The 21,128-nt window shown below is 58.1% G+C and carries 18 protein-coding genes; 16 read left to right on the forward strand and 2 right to left on the reverse strand.

The window, feature by feature from the left end; genetic code table 11:
* Positions 1-216 precede the first annotated feature (216 nt).
* The gene (locus EV586_RS16760; protein WP_132946264.1) at positions 217-1,407 is read right to left on the reverse strand and encodes a GNAT family N-acetyltransferase; all 1,191 of its coding nucleotides are present in this window, start codon (positions 1,405-1,407) and stop codon (positions 217-219) included.
* Positions 1,408-1,544: 137 nt separating this feature from the next.
* Here EV586_RS16760 and EV586_RS16765 point away from each other — a divergent pair, with 137 nt between their 5' ends.
* On the forward strand, positions 1,545-2,528 hold the full coding sequence (locus tag EV586_RS16765) for a hypothetical protein (RefSeq protein WP_132946265.1): 984 nt from the start codon (positions 1,545-1,547) through the stop codon (positions 2,526-2,528).
* Positions 2,529-2,549: 21 nt separating this feature from the next.
* Here EV586_RS16765 and EV586_RS16770 read toward each other — a convergent pair whose 3' ends face one another.
* On the reverse strand, positions 2,550-2,906 hold the full coding sequence (locus EV586_RS16770; protein WP_132946266.1) for a winged helix-turn-helix transcriptional regulator: 357 nt from the start codon (positions 2,904-2,906) through the stop codon (positions 2,550-2,552).
* A gap of 149 nt (positions 2,907-3,055) precedes the next feature.
* Here EV586_RS16770 and namA point away from each other — a divergent pair, with 149 nt between their 5' ends.
* From namA to EV586_RS16845, 15 genes are all read left to right on the forward strand, one after another.
* On the forward strand, positions 3,056-4,075 hold the full coding sequence (gene namA / locus EV586_RS16775; RefSeq protein WP_132946267.1) for an NADPH dehydrogenase NamA: 1,020 nt from the start codon (positions 3,056-3,058) through the stop codon (positions 4,073-4,075).
* A gap of 216 nt (positions 4,076-4,291) precedes the next feature.
* Positions 4,292-4,723: a division/cell wall cluster transcriptional repressor MraZ gene (gene mraZ, locus EV586_RS16780; RefSeq protein WP_132946268.1), complete on the forward strand. Its 432-nt coding sequence runs from the start codon at positions 4,292-4,294 to the stop codon at positions 4,721-4,723.
* Positions 4,724-4,765: 42 nt separating this feature from the next.
* Positions 4,766-5,713, forward strand: coding sequence for a 16S rRNA (cytosine(1402)-N(4))-methyltransferase RsmH (gene rsmH, locus EV586_RS16785; protein WP_132946269.1), 948 nt, complete (start codon positions 4,766-4,768; stop codon positions 5,711-5,713).
* A gap of 42 nt (positions 5,714-5,755) precedes the next feature.
* Positions 5,756-6,139: a cell division protein FtsL gene (ftsL2, locus tag EV586_RS16790; protein WP_165898671.1), complete on the forward strand. Its 384-nt coding sequence runs from the start codon at positions 5,756-5,758 to the stop codon at positions 6,137-6,139.
* A complete protein-coding gene (locus tag EV586_RS16795; protein WP_132946271.1) occupies positions 6,139-8,376 on the forward strand; it encodes a penicillin-binding transpeptidase domain-containing protein in 2,238 nt (745 codons plus the stop codon). Before ftsL2 ends, EV586_RS16795 begins: the two co-directional genes overlap by 1 nt.
* 163 nt (positions 8,377-8,539) lie before the next feature.
* Complete coding sequence (locus EV586_RS16800) at positions 8,540-10,468, forward strand: stage V sporulation protein D (protein WP_132946272.1); 1,929 nt, start codon at positions 8,540-8,542, stop codon at positions 10,466-10,468.
* Positions 10,469-10,555: 87 nt separating this feature from the next.
* Positions 10,556-12,037, forward strand: a complete 1,482-nt coding sequence (locus EV586_RS16805) for a UDP-N-acetylmuramoyl-L-alanyl-D-glutamate--2,6-diaminopimelate ligase (protein WP_132946273.1) — start codon at positions 10,556-10,558, stop codon at positions 12,035-12,037.
* A complete protein-coding gene (locus tag EV586_RS16810) occupies positions 12,034-13,422 on the forward strand; it encodes a UDP-N-acetylmuramoyl-tripeptide--D-alanyl-D-alanine ligase (protein ID WP_132946274.1) in 1,389 nt (462 codons plus the stop codon). Before EV586_RS16805 ends, EV586_RS16810 begins: the two co-directional genes overlap by 4 nt.
* A gap of 72 nt (positions 13,423-13,494) precedes the next feature.
* The gene (gene mraY / locus EV586_RS16815) at positions 13,495-14,457 is read left to right on the forward strand and encodes a phospho-N-acetylmuramoyl-pentapeptide-transferase (RefSeq protein WP_132946275.1); all 963 of its coding nucleotides are present in this window, start codon (positions 13,495-13,497) and stop codon (positions 14,455-14,457) included.
* 16 nt (positions 14,458-14,473) lie between these two features.
* A complete protein-coding gene (gene murD / locus EV586_RS16820; protein ID WP_243653071.1) occupies positions 14,474-15,829 on the forward strand; it encodes a UDP-N-acetylmuramoyl-L-alanine--D-glutamate ligase in 1,356 nt (451 codons plus the stop codon).
* A 38-nt stretch (positions 15,830-15,867) separates the two neighbouring features.
* A complete protein-coding gene (gene spoVE, locus EV586_RS16825; protein ID WP_279388307.1) occupies positions 15,868-16,968 on the forward strand; it encodes a stage V sporulation protein E in 1,101 nt (366 codons plus the stop codon).
* A gap of 184 nt (positions 16,969-17,152) precedes the next feature.
* A complete protein-coding gene (gene murB / locus EV586_RS16830; RefSeq protein ID WP_132946277.1) occupies positions 17,153-18,070 on the forward strand; it encodes a UDP-N-acetylmuramate dehydrogenase in 918 nt (305 codons plus the stop codon).
* 13 nt (positions 18,071-18,083) lie between these two features.
* Complete coding sequence (gene murA, locus EV586_RS16835) at positions 18,084-19,364, forward strand: UDP-N-acetylglucosamine 1-carboxyvinyltransferase (RefSeq protein ID WP_132946278.1); 1,281 nt, start codon at positions 18,084-18,086, stop codon at positions 19,362-19,364.
* A 208-nt stretch (positions 19,365-19,572) separates the two neighbouring features.
* A complete protein-coding gene (locus EV586_RS16840) occupies positions 19,573-20,367 on the forward strand; it encodes a cell division protein FtsQ/DivIB (protein ID WP_165898672.1) in 795 nt (264 codons plus the stop codon).
* A gap of 2 nt (positions 20,368-20,369) precedes the next feature.
* Entirely contained in the window at positions 20,370-21,119 is a 750-nt protein-coding gene (locus EV586_RS16845; RefSeq protein WP_132946280.1) for a DUF881 domain-containing protein, read from the forward strand.
* Positions 21,120-21,128: the final 9 nt, after the last annotated feature.

Consider the following 21,128-nt stretch of genomic DNA (forward strand, 5'->3'; position numbering starts at 1 on the left):
CGAATATTTCACTAGGAGTATACGGTAAAATAAAATCCAAAGAAAACTATTTACAAACGTTGGAACGGGCTGTATAATAACGATAGTAAATCGTAATCGTTGCGATTTATAAGTGACCCCAAATTGAGATCGATGAGCCCCTCCGCTTGTCGATCGCTTTTTTTTGCCTTTTTATAGAAAAGGGCAGGTCTCCGCGGAGACCTGCCCTTTTGTTATTTAGAAGTAATCGAGCATCAGCGGTTTCTGGCTGCTGGCCCAGAGACTGTTCAGTACGGGAAGTGCATTCGGGTCGTGGACAGATAATTTCCCGAGAAATTGTGCTTCTTCGACCGTCAGATAGCCGAAGAAAATCTGCGACCAAGTCCCGATGTCGGCGCTCGCTTGCGCCGGTTCGCTGCTGGCGGAGACGATTGCTGAACCTGCCGTTTCGACAGCTACCTGCCAGGTGCCTTCGTTCCACGGCGCAAACGAATCTTGAACACCAAGCCGCACGCTGCCCGGCTGGGCTAGAGGAGAGGTCACCTGCCAAGCGGCGGTCACATCGACGATGCGGCCCATGAACCAGTTCTCCGTGTCTGACTGCATTTGTTTCGGATCGTGGAGCAGGGAGGAGAGGATCGAATCGATGCCCGTCTCCCACTCCCAGCCTTTGAGCAGGTTGTCTCGTTCGAGCAGCGACAGCAGCCCTTTTTGCGCGTCGATGTTGGCGGCGATCAGCTCTTTGACGAACAAGCGGTTGTCTTCTTGCTGGACCAGCACGATGTAACCTTGGGGGCGATCGTCCGCATCGCGCCAGATGTAAAGGCGCGGTTTCGAACCGCCGAACACATTTTGCACGATCTTGACCCACTCGCGGTCGCTGCGCTGCAGGAGGCCATTGCGTGTCATGGCATAACGGTCATAGATATCTTTCAATGCGTCCAGTTCTGCTTCGCTGCTGCGGACGATGCGGCCGCTGTCCGGGGCAGCGGGGGTTGCAAACAGCGGGCGCTGGGCCGGAGATTTGAAAATCCGCTTTTCGCAGCAATATTCATAGCCAAACTGACGGTAGAAACTGTACGAACTCGGATGCAGGCAACTGACCGGCACGCCGTCAGCTTTCAGTTCTTGCAAGATCGAGGCGAGCAGCGTGCGGACATAGCCTTGCCCGCGCTCTTCAATGCGCGTGGCGATCGAAGCGATACCGCCCATCGGCAGCGCCTGGCCGTGCAGGTATTGGCGATAGTCGAACAATCGCCCGGTCACTTTCATCTCGCCTCGCACAAACACGCAGCGGGTGTCGTTCAAGTCGGTCAAATGGCGCATTTCGACCGCCCGTTCCGGATAGAGTTGATGATACGATTCGGCACGAATCTGGCAATACGTTTCCCATTCCTGCTCCTCGATGCGGCGTACTTCCAAAGTCAAAACGATCACACCTTTCCCTTCAATCCGTTACCTATTCTGGACTTGGAAGGCATTTCCTTCTGAACGGAAACATCTTGCAAAACGACTCATATGGTGTAATATTACACTATAAGGGTGGTTTTGGAGGTGTTGGCAAGATGGAGAAGCTCTGGCTGCGGAGTGCCGGATTTGATTTGAGTTGGCTGATCGTGCCGATCACAGCGGTGTTGTTCTTGCTGCCGCTCGACCGGGCGCCGCAAGCGGTGATCGCGGGGGTGGCGCTGGGGTCGCTGTTGTTGTCGGGCGTGCACATCGGGACGAATTGGACGCTTTTGTTTCGGGACGGGACGTTTTGGCGGCACGACCGGATGCGCTATGTCCACATGGGCTGGCTGATCCTGATCGCCTCGGCGCTGCTGTCGGCGTGGAATCTTTCCTTGTTCATGTCGGTTTACGTCTACTGGGGACTGTGGCATTTTGCCCGGCAACACTGGGGGATCGCAATGCTCTATAAAGCGAAGGCGGGGAAGGGGAGCAAGACCGATTATCAAGGGGACAAGGTGCTGGTGCATCTGTTACTTTTTTTGCCGCTGTTGATCCAGTTCGCGCGACCGGGCGAATTCGGATTCTATACGATCATTCTGTACCGCTTTCAACTGCCCGATCAGGCGGCGTTTCTGCTCACCGTACTGTATGGCATCCTGCTCGTCTTTTGGCTGCTGTTTGCCGGCTGGCGTTGGCTGCAAGGGACGCTGAACCTGCCGGCCTTCTGGACGATGCTCTCGGCGGTGGCGGCGTTTGGTGTGATCTACTTTACCGCCAACAGCTTCTTGCTGATGTATGCGCTGATCTCGATTCCCCATTCGCTGCAATACATCGGTCTGGCCCTGCACTATCACGATGGGAAGAACAAACGAATCAAAAAATGGGCCGGAGCGAAAGGGCGCCGCTTTTTCGCCAAGTACTGGGCCTTTACGATCCTCTATACGCTGATCGCCGTCGTGCTGGTCAAATTCAACGAAGCGTATCATTCCCCGTGGGTCTACGGGTTGCTGGGCTTGACGATCTTTCATTTTTGGGTCGAGCTGTTCTCGTGGCGGCCGAAGCACAATCCGGAGCTGCGCGATTCACTGGGGCTGTAAAAAAAGAAAACCCTCAGCCGATTAGGGCTGAGGGTTTTCTTGTGCTTCCGCTTCTGCCTCGCAGCGGGCCGCGTAGTGATCGGCACCCCAGGTGCGCAGTGCATCCAGCACCGAGGAAAGCGTTTTCCCGCTCTCCGTCAACGTGTATTCGACGCGCGGCGGGATCTCCGGATACAAGGTCCGGTCGATGATCCCGTGCTCTTCTAATTCTTTCAGTCGTTCGGTTAGCAGTTTCGATGAGATCGGCAGGCTGGACGCGATTTCGGAAAAGCGTTTTTTGCCGTCAAACAGTTCGCGGATGATCAGCACGGTCCACTTTTTGCCGATAATCCCGAGGGTTACCTCGATTGGGCAGCATTGATTCTCTTGCTGTGCCATCGCTCCCCACCTTCTTTTTCATGTAGTATGTGGACTATTATAGCACGAATCGGGGAGAAGTATTGTGAAACGCATTACTTTACTTAGAAAAGTTATTTTGCTATTGTGTTGGAGTGGCACCAAAACCCATTTTGAGAGGAGTTTGGCAAATGGCAAGTTTGTTTGACTCGTTTACTTTAAAAAGCATGGAATTGAAAAATAGAATCATGATGTCTCCGATGTGCCAATACCAGGCGAACGAGGACGGGACGGTCACCGACTGGCACTTCGTCCACTACGGCGCGCGCGCGATCGGCGGCGTCGGCCTGGTGATGGTCGAAGCGTCCGGCGTGGAAGCGCGCGGCCGCATCTCGACCGGCGACGTGGGGATCTACTCCGATGACCACATCGCCGGCCTCGCCCGCATCGTCGAGCTCTGCAAGCAGTACGGCGCCAAGACGGCGATCCAGCTCGCCCATGCCGGCACGAAAGCGGAAACGCCGGAGCCGAATGTGGCGCCGTCTGCGCTCACGCACTTCGACCGCTACAACACGCCTAAGGAACTGACGACCGCGGAGATTCAGCAGATCGTCACCGCGTTTGCAGAAGCGGCGGCGCGCGCTGTCAAGGCCGGCTTCGACACGGTGGAGATCCACGGTGCGCACGGCTACCTGATCAACCAGTTCCTGTCCCCGCTGACCAACAAGCGCATCGACGAATACGGCGGGTCGCTGGAGAATCGCCTGCGCTTCCCGCTGCAGGTGATCGGCGCGGTCAAAGCGGCGATTCCGAACGACATGCCGCTCTTGATGCGCGTCTCCGCTTCCGAATACTCGGAGGAAGGCTACCCGCTCGACGAGATGGTGGAGATGGTCAAACAGTTCAAGGCGGCGGGCGTCGACATGATCGACGTTTCCTCCGGCGGCTCGCTGCCGGTCGCGCCGCCGGCGATCTATCCGGGATATCAGCTGCAGTTTGCGGAAACGATCAAGCGCGGGGCGGAGATCCCGACGATCACCGTCGGCTTGCTCCACACCCCTGCGTTGATGGAAGAAGCGGTGCAAAACGGCCGCGCCGATGTGGTGGCGGTGGGGCGCGAACTGCTGCGCAACCCGCATTTTGTGAAGACGGCCGCCTTGGAACTGGGCGCTGAACTCGAGCTGCCGGGCGTTTACCGCCACGCGTTTTAAGATCGAACAATCCGTTCGCCTTTTGTTCGTCAAACCAGCGTCACGAAGGCGAATGTACGTTCGTGAGTCCAGAGAATCATTTTCCATAAGAAGGCCGAAATCCTGCCACTTCAACCATTGAAGTGGCAGGATTTCTATTTATAGGACAGAATATCAGTCGGAGTGGTGGAAAGTGGGGGAAAGTGGAGCACCTTTCCGTAAAGTGGGTGAATGGACATGTTCATGGGGGAATTTCAGCACAGCATCGACGACAAAGGGCGACTGATCATCCCGGCCAAATTCCGGGACGGACTTGGCGCGTCATTCGTTGTGACCCGTGGCTTGGACAATTGCCTGTTTGTATACCCCAGAAGCGAGTGGGAGACGATAGAGTCGAAGTTGAAAAGTCTTCCATTCACAAGAGCGGATGCCCGCGCCTTTTCCCGTTTTTTCTTCTCCGGAGCGACCGAGTGCGACTTGGACAAACAAGGGCGCGCCAACATTCCGAACAACTTGCGCGAGTACGCGAAGCTCAATCGCGACTGCGTGGTGATCGGGGTCTCGGGCCGGGTGGAGATCTGGGCGAAGGAAGTGTGGGAGGAGTACACACTGCATGCGGCCGACTCTTTCGGGGAGATCGCGGAAAAACTTGTTGACTTGGACCTGTAACACAGCACATCACCATCGCTTAGACTTGAGGTGTTTGAACCCATGCCGGAAGAAACCACATTTCATCATGTTTCTGTATTTGCCACTGAGGCTGTGGAGGCTCTGCAACCGGAGCCAGACCATATCTATGTAGACTGCACGCTGGGCGGAGCAGGTCACTCGGGGCGCATCTTGCAGGCCAGTTCGCCGACCGGCCGCCTGATCGCCATCGACCAGGACCTGACCGCGATCGCCAACGCGAAGCAAGTGCTCGCGCCGCACGAAGGCCGCTTTACGATCGTCCATTCCAATTTTCGCCGATTAGCGGAGATCGTAGAGGAACAAGGCTTGTCGGGCGTCGACGGGGTGCTGTTCGACCTTGGCGTCTCCTCACCGCAGCTTGATGAGGGAGAGCGTGGATTTTCGTATCAGCACGATGCTCCGCTGGACATGCGGATGGATAAAACGCAGCCGTTCACCGCGCACGATCTGGTGAACACGTATAGCCAGGATGAACTGGCCAAGATCTTGTTCGAGTACGCCGAAGAGAAATGGTCGAAGCGCATCGCCGAATTTATCGTGCGCGAAAGAGCGAAAGGGCCGATCGAAACGACCGGCCAACTGGTCGACATCATCAAAGCGGCGATCCCGGCCGCAGCGCGCAGGGAAGGGCCACATCCCGCGAAACGGACGTTCCAAGCGATCCGCATCGCGGTCAACGACGAGCTGAATGTCTTCGCCGAGGCGATTCAGCAAGCCATCCGGGTCTTGAATCCGGGCGGTCGCGTGGCGATCATCACCTTCCATTCTTTAGAGGACCGCATCGCCAAACTGGCTTTGCAGGAAGCGGCAAAAGGATGCATCTGTCCGCCGCAGCTGCCGATCTGCCAGTGCAACAACGAGCCGAAGGTGAAGATCATCACCCGCAAGCCGATCATGCCGTCCGACGAAGAGCTGGCGCATAACCCACGGGCACGTTCCGCCAAATTGCGCATCGCCGAGAAACTCTAACGGGCTTACTGGGAGCAGAGAGAAGGGAGAAGTACGATGTCGATGTACCGGGATAATCTTGCCCGCCCCTTGCCGAAACAGCAAGAGGCGGTACCCTATCAACAGCCGAAGCAGGGGGCGGCCCCCCGCTCGGAACGATCAAAACGGGAAGCAAAAGAAAAATTGAAATGGCTCGGCACGATTCTCGTCTGCATCGTGATCGCGCTGGGGCTCGTCTCGCGCTATGCGTCGATGGTCAGCCTCAGCTACGAGTTGGAGACGCAAAAGTCGCAGCTGCAAGGCTTGCAGGATGACAATCTGAAGTTGGAACAGCAGATGCTGGAGATGGAATCGCCGGAGCGCATCAAAAGCTACGCCTCGAACAAGCTCGGCATGAAGTCGGTGCAGGACAGCAACCTGATCATCCTGCCGGGGAGCTCGAACTGATGAGCGAGCGCGTGTTCAAGAAACGGGTACGACTCTTGGCGATCTGTCTGATGGCCGGTCTCCTGTCTCTCGTCATCCGGCTGATGTACATCCAAGTCGCCCAAGCGGACGAACTGTCGGCAAAGGCGGAGAATTGGCTGGTCGCGACGGTGGACATCCCCGGAACACGCGGCACGATCTACGACCGCGAAGGTCAAAAGCTGGCTTTTACCGGTGTGGCGTATGAAATCAGCGTCTCTGTCAACGAGAAGGCGATGAAAGAGTGGAACGAGACGCCGGAGATGTATGCGCAGTTTCTCGCGCCGCTCGTCGGCATGACCGAGGCGGAGCTGATGGAGTATATCGATCCTGCCAAATATGCGAACAGGCCGGAAGCTGACAGACCGAAAGCGGTCGGCATCGGGCCCAAAGGGGCAAAAGTGGACTCGGCCGTCCATGACAAGATTGTAGCGATGCACGATCAGCAAAAGCTGCGCGGCGTCAATACGTTCCGCAAAGACATCCGCCGCTATCCGAACGGCAATTTTGCCGCGCATGTGCTCGGCTACTTCGGCATCAACGATCAGGAGAAAAAGGAGATCGGTCTGGCCGGGGTCGAGTCGGTCTACAATGACAAGCTGTCCGGACATCCGGGCACTGTCGTGATGTACACCGACCGCAACGGCAATCCGCTCCCGAACTATGAGCCGGAGACGACGAAGCAGGCGGTGGACGGGGAAGACCTCGTGCTGACGATCGATTCGACGATTCAGCATTTTGTGGAAGAAGAGCTCGACAACATCGTGAACAAGTACGGGCCGAAACACGCCTCGATCATCGTCGCCGACCCGAACAATGGCGAGATCCTGGCGCTGGGCAACCGCCCGCATTACAACCCGGCCGAATATGCGAAAGCGGAGCCGGAGTCCTTGTGGAACAACTGGGCCTTGCGCTCGTTTGAACCGGGCTCGACGTTCAAGTCGTTCGTGCTGACGGCGGCCCTCGCCGAGCACAAAGTCGATTTGAGCGATACGTTCGCATCCGGCCAGATCGCAGTCGACGGGTACTTGATCAAAGACTGGAACGGCATTGGTTTCGGGACGATCTCCTACCGCGAAGGGGTCTACAACTCCTCGAACGTCGGGTTCGTCAAGATCGGGCAAAAGCTCGGCAAAGAGTCGCTGTACGAGTACCTGTATGATTTTGGCTTTCAGAAGCCGACCGGCATCGACCTGCCGGGCGAAGAGCAGTCAACGCTGTTCAACGTCGCCAAGATGCGCGATGTCGACTTGGCGTCGACGTCGTTTGGACAAGGGGTGTCGGTCACGCCGATCCAACAGGTGGCGGCGATGATGGCAATCGCCAACGGCGGCAAGGTCTATCAGCCGCACGTGGTCAAAGAGTTCCGCGATCAGAAGACCGGTCAGACGCTGCGCGAGGTGAAGCCGAAAGTGCTCTCCGAGGTGGCGAACGATGAAGTGATGAGCACGGTGCGCGAAGTGATGGAAGAGACGATCAGCGTCGAGGACCCGTCTCACGGCTACATCAAAGGCTACCACGTGGCCGGCAAGACGGGGACGGCGCAAGTTCCGAAGGCGGATCGCAGCGGCTATTCGGACAGCGCCTACCGCTTGTCGTTCATCGGATTTGCGCCGGCCGACAAACCGAAATTTTTGATCTATGTCACGGTCGACCAGCCGACCCGCAACGCGCCGTACATGTTCGGCTCCTACATCGCCGAGCCGTCCGGCAAAGCGGTGCTGGAAAACGCGCTGCGCTACTACCAAGTGCCGGCCGATCCGAGCGATCCGGGGCATGGCCAGCAGGCCGGAGCTGCCGGACAGCAGCAGCAGCCGGCCAAACCGCAAACGCCAAAAGCGTTCGTCGATGTGCCGGACTTTGTCGGCACGACCAAAGAAAGCGCCGCCAAGATCGCAGCCGACAGCAAGCTGAAGCTGAAAAGTGTCGGCGAAGGTCCGAAGGTGACCGGCCAGTGGCCGGACGCCGGAACGGGCCAGGTGCCGGAGGGCGCCGAGATCAAACTGTATTATGGACCGGAAGGCAGTGCGGAGGGCAAGGTGAAACTGCCCGACCTGACCGGACTGTCGCTTCGGGAAGCGATCGAGACGCTGTCTTTGCTGCAGCTGAAGATCGACCCGGCCGGAACCGGATATGTCACCAAACAGGAATTGCCCGCGGGCACGCTTGTCCCCGTCGGCTCGCCTGTAAAGATCACCCTCTCCCCGCAGCAGTCTTGACGCTGCGGGTTTTCTATGTTGTGATGAACAAGTTGTGTCCGTTCGGACAAAGAGTACTTGTCTCGTCTCCTGGCGCATAACGTTGGTAATGGTTGTACTGACAGCAACACGTTACCTTTGCGATGCAAAAAGGAGGCGTCCAGTTTTGCGAGTGTCGAACGGAATGATACGGAAACGACTCGTGATCGTGCTGATGGCTTTGGCCGCCGTGTTTTGTGCGCTGGTGCTGCGCCTTGGATATGTGCAGATGATTCAGTCACCCTGGCTGACAGCGCAAGCGGAAGACCTGTGGCGGCGGAACATCCCCGTCGAGCCGAAGCGCGGGGTGATCACCGACCGCCATGGCGAAGTGCTCGCCTACAACGGCAGCGCGCCAACGGTGGTCGTCATCCCGTCCCAGGTTAAAGACAAGGAAGGCACGGCCAAGCAATTGGCACCGGTCTTAGACATGACCTATGAAAAGGTGCTGAAAACGATCTCCAAGCGCACCTTGCTCGTCTATCTGCAGCCGGGCGGGCGCAAGATCACCGATGAAAAAGCGCGTCAGGTGCGCACGATGAACCTGCCGGGCGTCCATGTGACCGAAGAGGGCAAGCGCTATTATCCGTTTGACGGGCTGGCGGCGCACGTGCTCGGGTTCTCCGGCGTGGACAACCAAGGCCTCACCGGGCTGGAGCGCTGGTTTGACGACCGCCTGAAAGGCGAGAAAGGGCGGATCTCCTTTTTCGCAAACGCTCGAGGGCAGGAGATGCCGCAGGAAGACGACGAATATGTCGCGCCGAAAAACGGGGAGAAGCTGGTGACCACGCTCGACGCGGAGATTCAGACGTTTGTCGAGCGCGAAATGGAAAATGTGGTCGCGCAGTACAATCCGGATGAAGCGATGATGATCGTCGCTGACCCGAATACGGGCGAGATCCTGTCCCTGGCTAACTACCCGAATTTTAAGCCGGGCAGCTATCGCAGCTACCCGCAGGAGACGTACAACCGCAACTTGTCGATCTGGAAGAACTTCGAGCCGGGCTCGACGTTTAAGATCGTCACGCTTGCTGCAGCATTGGAAGAGAAGAAAATTTCGCTGACCGACCCGTTTTACGATCCGGGCTACTACGAGGTGGCAGGGCACAGAATTCGCTGCTGGAAAGCGGGGGGCCACGGGCAGGAAACGATGCTCGACGTCGTCGAGAACTCCTGCAACCCGGGCTTCATGCTGATGGGTGAGAGGCTGGGCAAGGAAACGCTGTTCAGCTACATCAACAAGTTCGGTTTCGGCCAAAAGAGCGGGGTCGAACTGCCTGGCGAAGGGAAAGGCGTCATGTTCAACCTGAAAAACGTCGGTCCCCTGGAACTGGCGACCACGTCGTTCGGCCAAGGGGTGGCGGTCACTCCGATCCAGCAGGTGATGGCCGTCTCGGCGATCGCCAACGGCGGCGAGCTGATGAAGCCGCAGGTGGTCAAAGAGTGGCGCGACCCGGAAACCGATCAGGTGACCGAAAAAGTGGAGCCGGAAGTGGTGCGCCGCGTCGTGTCGGAAGCGACGGCGAAACAGGTGCGCGAAACGCTGGAGTCGGTCGTTGCGCGCGGCTCCGGCAAAAACGCCTATCTGGAAGGCTATCGCGTCGGCGGCAAGACCGGTACGGCGCAGGTTGCGGAAAACGGCGCTTATAAATCGGGCCATTACATCGTATCTTTTATAGGCATGGCTCCGGTCGACAATCCGCGCCTCGTGGCCTACATCGCGATCAACAACCCGAAAGCGCCGCTCGTTTTCGGCGGCATCATCGCAGCGCCGGTCGTCGGCAACGTGCTCGCCGACTCCCTGCACTATCTCGGCGTCAAGCCGAGCGCAGGCGGCTTGAAGCGCGAATACCAGTATACTGATATCAAGCCGATCGAAGTCCCGCCGATCGCCGGCATGACGGTCGCCGAAGCGCAAAAGGAGATGTACGGCTCCGGTCTGCAGCTGAAAGTGGAAACGTCAGGAAAAGGCGACTATATCGTCGAACAACAGCCAAAAGCGGGCGCGAAAGTGGCGCCAGGGTCGACAGTTCGGCTGTACTTGTCGGATAAACCGGATAAACCCACCCCCTGAGCCTTGTGCTTAGGGAGTGGTTTGGTTAATAATGAGAGTGTTTGAGAAACGTGATCTATTTTTGGCAAGCAAGAGGAGGAACCCCCGGTGCGGCTCAGCGAGTTGATAGCTCCGATCTTAATCAAAACGCTCATCGGTTCCGATGACGTCGAAATAACGAATATGACGGCCGATTCGCGCCGTGTACAGCCGGGCAGCCTGTTTATCGCGCTGCGCGGCTACACGGTGGACGGCCATGATTTTGTACGAGGCGCAGTGGAAGCGGGCGCTGCCGCTGTCGTGGTTGAACAAGCGATCGAGGGGCTCTCAGCACCGCAAGTCGTCGTCCGGGACACACGGGCGGCGACTGCGGTGCTTGCGTCCGTTTTCTATCACCATCCTTCCCGATCGATGAAAGTGATCGGGGTGACCGGCACGAACGGAAAGACGACGACCACCTTTTTGATCGACCGCATCTTGAGCGATGCGGGCAAGAAGACCGGCGTGATCGGCACGATCATGGCGAAGATCGGGAATGAAGAGATCCCGATGGAAAACACCACGCCCGACGTGGCCGACCTGCAGGAGCTGTTCTTCAAGATGCGCGAAGCAGGCACCGAATATCCGATCACCGAAGTGTCGTCCCATGCGCTCGATCTGAAGCGGGCGGCAGGGACCGATTATCATATCGCGATCTTTACGAACTTGACGCAAGATCATCTTGATTTTCACGGTTCGATGGAAGCGTACCGCAACGCCAAGGCGAAGCTGTTTGCCCGCCTCGGCAACACCTATCAAGACGGGGAGCGCCAAAACAAAGTGGCGATCTTAAACGCCGACGACGCTGCGTCTGAGCATTTCCGCGACGCGACGACCGCGCAGGTGATCACTTATGGCATCGATGCGGAGGCGGACGTCCGCGCTGTCGATGTGCAGGTGGAGGCGGGCGGCGTCTCGTTTCGGGTGGACAGCGTGTTTGGGCAGGAGAGCTTCTCGCTGCAGCTGACCGGCAAGTTTAACGTCTACAACGCGCTGGCGGCGATGACCGCGTGTCTCGCCGAAGGCATTCCCTTTGCTTCTATTAAAATGTCGCTGGAGTCGATCCCTGGCGTCAACGGCCGTTTTGAAACGGTGCAGGCCGGACAGGATTTCACGGTGATCGTCGACTATTCGCACACGCCGGACTCGCTGTTGAACGCGATGAACACCGTGCGCGAATTTGCCAAGCAGAAAGTGTATTGCGTCGTCGGCTGCGGCGGAGACCGCGACCGCACCAAGCGTCCGCTGATGGCGCGCATCGCCGTCGATACGGCCGACCTGGCGATCTTGACGTCAGACAACCCGCGCACCGAAGATCCGGACCTGATCATCGACGACATGGAAGCGGGCGTGCAGGATGCCCGAGGCCGTTATGTGCGCATCACCGACCGCCGGGAAGCGATCCGCTATGCGGTCGAACAGGCGGAGGCGGGCGATGTGATCATGATCGCCGGCAAGGGCCATGAGACGTACCAGATCGTCGGGAAGACCAAGCACCATTTTGACGACCGGGAAGTGGCAGCAGAGGCGATTCGAGGTGAGCAGGCATGATCAGACGAACTCTGCAGGAGATCGCGGCGATGGCGCAAGGCAAGCTCCGGCAAGGCGACGGCGGACAGGTGATCGCCGGCGTCTCGACCGACACCCGCAAGGACATGGCGGGGATGCTGTTCGTGCCGCTCGTCGGCGAGCGCTTTGACGCACATGATTTTCTTGACCGGGCCGAAGGGCAAGGGGCGGTCGCCGCGTTTTGGCAGCAGGATCATCCTGTGCCGGAGACGGGGCTGGCGCTGATCGAAGTCGAGGACACGCTGCTCGCGATGCAGCGCCTTGCCGCCGCATACCGCCGCCAGTTGTCGGTGCGCGTGGTCGGGATCACGGGCAGTAACGGCAAGACGTCTACGAAAGATATGATAACGGCCGTGCTGGCCGAATCGTTTCACGTGCAAAAGACGCTCGGCAACCTGAACAACCACATCGGGCTGCCCTTGATGATGCTGGCGCTGGAAGAAGACACCGACATCGCGGTGCTGGAGATGGGCATGAACCATGCGGGCGAGATCGAGCTCTTGGCGCAGCTTGCCGCGCCGGAGATCGGCGTGATCACCAACATCGGCGAAGCGCATATCGAGTACCTCGGCTCGCGCGCCGGCATCGCCGACGCGAAATGCGAGTTGATCGAGCAGTTGCCGAACGATGGCAAGGCGATTCTGTTTGGGGATGAACAGCTGTTGCGCGAGCGCGCCAACAAGACGCAGGCGGAGACGATCTGGTTCGGCTTCGCGGAAGGGAACGACCTGCAGGCGGTCGAGGTGGAGAATCGCGGCGTGCACGGCTCCCGCTTCTCAGTGCGGGGGGATGATACCCGCTATGAGCTGCCGGTGATGGGCCAGCACCAGCTTGGCAATGCGCTGGCGGCCGTCGCGGTCGGTCGCGCGTTTGGCATGAGCGGGGAGCGGATCAAAGCCGGGCTTGCCAAGGCGTCGCTGACGGCGCGCCGTCTGGAAGTGAAGCGCGCGAAGCTCGGCGGCACGGTGATCGACGATGCGTACAATGCCTCGCCGACCTCGATGCGTGCCGCTTTGACGATGTTTGCCGAGATGCCGGGCGGTTTTAAGGTAGCTGTGCTCGGGGGCATGCTGGAATTAGGGCCGGAGTCGGCGAGTATGCATCAAGCGATTGGCAACGAGCTGGCCGGACTGCCGCTCCAGCAGGTGGTCTGCGTAGGCGAGCTGGCGAAAGACATCGCTGCAGGTGCCCGCGCAGGCGGTTATCCGGACGGGCAGATCTGCGAGATGCCAGACAATGCGGCTGCCATCGCGTATTTGGAAGAGCTGCTGCGCCAACACGTAAGCGAGGCGGACGGCGGAGCGATTCTGCTGGTCAAAGCGTCGCTTGGCATGAACTTTGTTGAAATCGTGCGGGCGCTGGTCTGAGCGCCCCACGCTGAAGTGTTCGTTTGATTGGTCTGTTTGATTTGTGTTGACGGTAAGGGAGGACCAGAGGTCATGGATATGCAAATATTATTGTGGACGACAGGTGTTAGTTTTGTGATCGCGCTTTTACTCGGTCCACTGTTCATCCCGTTTTTGCGGCGCTTGAAGTTTGGCCAGGCGATCCGCGCGGAAGGACCGCAAGGGCATCAAAAGAAAGCGGGAACTCCGACGATGGGCGGGGTGATCTTCCTGATCGCGATGGCGATCACGGCGATCAAATTTTCCGATTTGTCGCCCGAGCTCTGGCTGCTCCTGTTTGTGACGCTGGCGTACGGCGCGGTTGGATTTATGGATGACTACATCAAAGTCGCGCTGAAGCGCAACCTGGGACTGAAAGCCCGTCAAAAGCTGATCGGGCAGATTTTAGTCGGCGTCGTGCTCTATGTGGTGATGTTTTATACCGGCATGATCGACATGACGATTTCGATTCCGTTTATCGACGCACAATGGGATCTCGGCTTTTTCTATCTTCCGTTCTTAGTGCTGATCGTCATCGCCTCATCGAATGCTGTCAACTTGACGGACGGTCTGGACGGACTCGCCGCCGGCACGACCGCGATCGCCTTTGGCTCGTACGCGGTGCTGGCGTGGTGGACGTCGAATATGGATGTGGCGATCTTCTGCGCGGCGATGGTCGGCGGCTTGATCGGCTTCCTCGTCTTCAACGTGCACCCGGCGAAAGTCTTCATGGGCGACACCGGCTCGCTGGCGCTGGGCGGCGCGCTGGCGACGGTGGCGATTTTGACCAAGACGGAGATCTGGCTGGTGCTGATCGGCGGCGTGTTTGTCGTCGAGGTGCTGTCGGTGATCATTCAGGTCATCTCGTTCCAGACGTTTGGCAAGCGCTTGTTCAAGATGAGCCCGCTGCACCACCATTTCGAACTGCTCGGCTGGTCGGAGTGGCGCGTCGTCGGCACGTTCTGGACGGCAGGATTGTGCCTGGCGGTCTCCGCGCTGGTCTTGTATCTTAACTAAGAAGGTGAAGAGGAACGTGAACTTTCAAGGGAAAAACGTGCTCGTGCTCGGCGTCGCCCGCTCCGGCGTGGCGGCCGCACGCCTCTTGCATGCACGCGGTGCGCACGTGACGGTCAACGACCAAAAGCTGCTTGCGGATATGATCAAAGATGCTGCTGAGCTTCAAGCGTTGGGCATTGAAGTGATCGGCGGGGGGCACCCGGATGGCATTGTCCATCCGGGTCTCGATTTTGTCGTCAAGAATCCGGGGATTCCGTACTCCGCGCCGCCGGTCAAACAGGCGCTGGAATTGGGCATCCCTGTGCTGACCGAAGTGGAGATCGCGTATCGGCTGGCGCAAGCGCCGATCATCGGCATCACCGGCAGCAATGGCAAGACGACGACTACGACGCTGGTCGGCGAAATGTTGGACGCAGCCGGGCTGCAGCCTGTCGTGGCCGGCAACATCGGCCGCGCTTTGAGCGACGTGGTGGAAGACGTGACGGCCGAGCAGTGGCTGGTCGCGGAGCTGTCGTCGTTTCAACTGATGGGCACGCAGGAGTTCCGCCCGAAGATCGGGGCCTTGTTGAACATCTATCCGGCGCATCTCGACTATCACGGGACGCTGGAGGAATACAGAGACGCCAAGTATCGCCTGTTCGCCAACCAGACGGCTGACGATATTGCCGTCCTGAACTGGGACCAGCAACTGGTGCGCGATGTGCAATCGTTTGCAGAATCAAAATTGTTCCCCTTTTCGCTGAAAGAGGTATTAGATGAGGGCGTTTTTGTCAAGGATGGATACATCCATGCTCGTATGCACGGCAAGGAACTCTCTCTGCTCCCGGTGAGTGAAGTGGCGCTCAAAGGGGAACACAACTTGGAAAATCTGCTGGCCGCTGCTGCGATGGCGCTGGCAGCCGGAGCGGACGTTGGCGCGATCGCGCAAGTGGCGCGCACGTTTTCGGGCGTCGAACACCGCCTTGAGCATGTGGCGACACATCACGGTGTCGCTTATTACAATGATTCAAAGTCGACCAACTCGACGGCGGCGACGATGGCGATCAACACGTTTGCCGATCATAGCGTGGTGCTGATCGCAGGCGGTCTGGACCGCGGCGTCGATTTTCTGGAACTGGTGCCGGTGTTTGCGAAGAAAGTCAAATATGTCGCAGCGATCGGCCAGGCTGCCGACAAGATGCTGCACGTGGCGGAGCAGGCCGGCATCGGCGGCGTGAAGGTGGCGACGCTGGAAGATGCAGTCTCAGCCGCGCATCGCCAGGCACAGGCTGGTGACGTGGTGCTGCTGTCGCCGGCGTGTGCGAGCTGGGACATGTTTGGTTCATTCGAAGAGAGAGGAAGCATGTTTAAAAAAGCTGTGCATACATTATAGCGATTGGACGAGACCGAGCACCGGGGGTGAACGTTGCCTTGAAGGGCAAGATCAAAACGTATCCGGACACGCTGATCATCCTGTCTACACTGATGCTTCTGGGAATCGGCGTCATTATCGTCTATAGTGCCAGTGCTGTGCTTGCTGCTCAAAAAATGGGTGATGCATTCTTCTATGCCCAGCGTCAATTGATGTGGGCGGTGCTTGGGATCATCGCGATGTTTGCGATGATGAACTATGATTACCACAAGCTGAAGAAAATCGCCAAACCGCTTTTGATCATCTGTTTTCTGTTTTTGATCGCTGTAGCGATTCCGGGCATCGGTACGGTGCGTGGGGGGTCGCGGGCCTGGCTTGGGATCGGCTCCCTCGGGATTCAGCCGTCCGAGTTTGCCAAGCTCGGGATCATCATCTATTTTGCGTACATGCTGTCGCGGTATCAGGACAGAATCGTCGAGTTCAAACGAGGGCTACTGCCGCCGCTTGGAATTGCCATCGCCGCTGTCGGTTTGATCATGCTGGAGCCGGACCTCGGACAGAGCACCGTCCTGATGGGCACCGTCATCATCATCCTCTTCGCCGCAGGGGCGCAAATCAAACACTTGCTCGGTTTGGCCAGTCTGGCAATTCCCGCGTTCATCGCGCTCGTCGTGGTGGCGCCGTACCGCTTGAAGAGGATCGTCGCATTTATGGACCCTTGGGCCTATCAGTTGGACGAGGGGTATCACATCATCCAGTCGCTGTATGCGATCGGACCGGGCGGGCTGCTCGGCTTGGGACTTGGCCGCAGTCGGCAAAAGTTCCTCTACCTGCCGGAGCCGCAGACCGACTTCATTTTCTCGATCCTTGCCGAAGAGCTTGGCTTCATCGGCGGGGCCACGCTGCTCGGACTGTTCCTGCTGCTCGTCTGGCGGGGATTGCGCACCGCGATCACGGCACCGGACACGTTCGGTTCGCTGCTCGCTGTGGGCATCACGGGGATGATCGCCGTGCAGGTCATCATCAACGTCGGAGTGGTCACCGGCTCGATGCCGGTCACCGGGATTACGCTTCCGTTCATCAGCTATGGGGGATCTTCGCTCACACTGATGCTTACGGGGGTGGGGATACTGCTCAACATCTCACGACAGACAAGGTGACGCTCCCCGCTTCCCGTTATATAATGGATGTAAAGTTCGCAGTGTCTACCTGAGCTTTGCGGCTCAGGTTTTTTTGTTTGTAGTAGGCAGATGTCACATATTTTCCGCGACCTCCATATCATGGGGATACGAAGTGCGGAACTTGAGTTCACCTAACTTGTCAGGTTTGATCTGGAGGTACGACATGAAGAAAGAGCAGACGATATCCCTTTTTGCAAACGAAGACGTCGGCACGGTGCTGCTGGAGGAGCCGCTTTCCAAGCACACCTCCTGGAAGATCGGCGGCCCGGCAGACGTGTTCGTCTTGCCAACCACAATTGAACATCTCGTGCGGATCATGGAATTGACCCATGAACATCAGATTCCCTGGTACGTGATTGGGAAAGGTTCGAATCTGCTGGTGAAGGACGGCGGGCTGCGCGGTGTCGTACTGAAGCTCGGCGACAATTTTGCCGAGCTGAAGATCGAGGGTCAAACCTTGACAGCACAAGGTGGGCGCTCGTTCGTTTCCGCAGCCAACCATGCGATTCGCAGCGGGCTTGCCGGACTGGAATTTGCCACGGGGATTCCGGGCACGGTCGGCGGCGCGGTGATGATGAACGCGGGAGCACACGGCGGTGAGGTGAAAGACGTGTTGAAGGAGTGCCGCGTGCTGACCGAAACAGGCCAGATCGTTCATCTCGCACACGCCGACCTCCATTTTGACTACCGCTATTCCCGGCTGAAAGACCAGCCGGCGATCGTCCTCGATGCAAGCTTCTCCCTGCATCCGGGCGATGCCGAAGAGATGAGCGAGCGGGTGAAAGGCTGGCGGGAGCGCCGCCAAGCCACACAGCCTTTGGCAATGCCCAGCTGCGGCAGCGTCTTCCGCAATCCGGACGGCACGCACGCAGGCAAGCTCGTCGAAGAGGCCGGCCTGAAAGGCAAGCGAATCGGAGGGGCACAAATTTCGGAACTCCACGGAAACTTCATCGTGAACACCGGGGGAGCAAAAGCGGCTGACGTCTTGCAATTGATCGAATATGTGCAGTGCACAATCAAGGAAACATACGGCTATGAACTTCACCCTGAAGTGCGGATCGTTGGAGAGGAGACACTATAGGGGGTGACACGCGGTGGAATGCTTGGCCATCGAAGGCGGGCATCGACTCACGGGGACTCTGCGGATTCACGGCGCTAAAAATGCGGCATTGCCAATTCTTGCCGCCAGTGTCATGGCACACGGAGAGAGCACCATCCAAGATGTTCCCGACTTGCAGGATATTCGCGTGATGACAACGATTCTCCGGCAACTCGGCGCCAAGGTAAAGGCGGAAGGCGCGACGCTTCGCATCGACGCCACGCTTTTGCAGAGCACGGAGGTGCCAGAATACCTGATGCGCCAGATGCGCTCCTCGATCTTTTTGATGGGGCCGATCCTGGCGCGCTTCGGACACGTGCGCGTCTCCAAGCCGGGCGGATGCACGATCGGCTCCCGGCCGATCGACTTGCATCTCAAAGGGCTGCAGGCATTGGGCGCCACGATCGAAGAGAAACACGGCTACATCGACTGCCGGGCTGCGCGGCTGCGTGGCGCGAAGATTCACCTCGACATCCCAAGCGTCGGCGCGACCGAGAACCTGATCATGGCGGCGGTGTTTGCGGAAGGCACGACGGTGATCGAAAATGCGGCCCGTGAACCGGAGATCGCCGATCTGGCCCATTACCTGAACGCCATGGGCGCAAACGTGCAGGGCGCAGGCGAGGACAGAGTGATCATCGAAGGCGTCGATCGCCTGGAAGCGGTGGAATACCGCGTGATTCCCGACCGGATCGTCACCGGCACGATGATGGTGGCGGCGGCGGTGACCCAAGGCGACATCACCTTGCACAACACCAACGAGGCGCATCTGGGCGTCGTGATCAACAAGCTGCGCGAAGCAGGTGCTGAGATTACCGTCCAAGGCGACGCGATGCGGGTGAAGATGGAAGGGCGTCCGAAGCCGATCGACAGCATCAAGACGACCTACTATCCGGGTTTCCCGACCGACCTGCAATCGCCGTTCATGACTTTGATGTCGGTGGCGTCCGGCACCTCGCTGGTGACCGAGTCGGTCTTTGAAGGGCGCTTCCAGCATGTCAGCGAACTGCGGCGCATGGGAGCGAAGATCAAAGTCGATCTGCGCACGGCGATCATGGAAGGGGTGGCCGAACTGACCGGCGCTGTGGTCGAAGCTTCCGACCTGCGCGCCGGCGCCGCTCTGATCCTCGCGGGACTGGCGGCGAACGGCACGACGTATGTGGAGAATGTGCACCACATCGACCGCGGTTATGAGAAGGTCGAGGAGATGTTCGGTCAACTGGGCGCGAAGATCTGGCGCATCGACCGTGATCAGCGGGCTGTGGCCGGCAAGTAGCGAACGATCCTGTATATTCTTATTCGAGACGGGGTGTCGATCATGATGCGCCGTCTCGTTTTTTGTCAAAATGTGTTGAGTCTATCAGCTTATTGAAAAGAGAGTTAAAAGTGATATAATGAAGCAATATGTACGGCATATCTCACGCATATGCCGTTTTTCATTAGGTACGGAAGATACACACACTAGCAAAGGAGCCGGTCCTCACATGCCTAAAACGCCGCCGCCGACCGTCTTAGAATCGTATGCGGAACAGCATCAGCAACCAAAAGGAAAGCGCCGCCCGAACCGGAAGGCGTTACTTTTTGTTGTCGTTTTTTTCGGAGGACTGCTCGTCGCCGGATTCTTGCAGTCGCCCTTGTCTGAAGTCTCCTATTTAGAAGTCAAAGGGAACCACCAGCTGCGCTATGAAGAGATCCTGCGCACCGCAGAACTCGAGAAAGGCATGAGCCTGCTCGCGGTGGACAAGGGAGATGTGAAGGACAAGATCCAAAGCGCCTTTCCGCTTGTGCAGTCGGTCGATGTACAGGTATCGTGGAAAGGTGAGGTCGTCATCGCCGTCGTGGAAAAGAAAGCGGCAGGCCAGATGGTGCAAGGGGCGACGCTCTACCGCATCCTGCAGGACGGCACGGTGCTCGCCGGCACGGAAAAGCTGGAAGCTGAGCAGCTGCCCGTGATCTCCATGGACCGGCCAGGCAACTTGCAGCCGGGGCAGAAAATCAGCTCGCCTGATCTGCAGGAGCTGGCCAAGCAGATTCCGGAGGTCGACCGGGCGGTGCTCGATCAGATCTCGGAGATCCGTGTGACTTCGGAAGGCCCGTGGCGGATCTACATGCGCGACAAGTTCGAAGTCCGCATCCCGCCGCGCCAGTTTGCCGACAAGATGAAGTCCTATCTGGCCTACCGCGGGGCACTGCCTGCCGACACGAAGCCCGGCATCATCAACATGCTCGAAGCGAACTATCTGGAGAACTTCAAGCCTGAAGAACAGAAGGGAGACTAAGCATGCCTAAAAAAACGAACCCGCGTGTCAAACTGATCGTGTCGCTTTCGGTAATCTCCGTCATTCTCGGCCTGATGCTTTCCATGCAATATAAGAACACCCGCGCCGCTGCCAAGTTTCAACTGGACGCAGCGCATGTCTACGACCCGCGGGCGCAATATACGGCTGACCAGCTGAACAAGACCAAAGAAACCAACAGCCAGTACGAAGCGCAGCTGGAAAAGCTCAAAAAGCAGATGTTTGAACTGGAAGAAAAGGCGGGGGACATCGCCAAACAGGAGTCGCCCGACCTCAAGGACGAGCTGAGCAAGTACCGCGTCATGTCGGGCATTTTGCCGTTGAAAGGCGAAGGGATCACCTTCACGCTCGATGACAGCATGGTCAAAGACGTTCCGAAGGACTGGGACCCGGAGCTGTTGATCGTTCATGATTCCGACCTGATGAACGTGACCAACGAGCTGTTGATCGCCGGGGCGGAAGCGGTGCAGATCAACGACCAGCGCATCTCGTCGACGACCGGCATCATTTGCATCGGTCCGGTGATCAAGATCAACGGGCAGAAGATCAACCGTCCGTATGAATTCCGCGCCATCGGCAACAAAGACCGTCTCGAAGCGGCGCTGACGCTCAAAGGCGGCGTACTCGATATCTTCCGGTATCGGACCTTGACCATTCAGCCGCCGAAGAAAAGCCTGTCGGTGTCGATCAACGGTTACTCCGGCAACTTTAACGGCCTGAGCGAAAACAAATAGAAAGGGTGG

This window comes from Tumebacillus sp. BK434, assembly GCF_004340785.1.
GTDB lineage: Bacteria > Bacillota > Bacilli > Tumebacillales > Tumebacillaceae > Tumebacillus_A.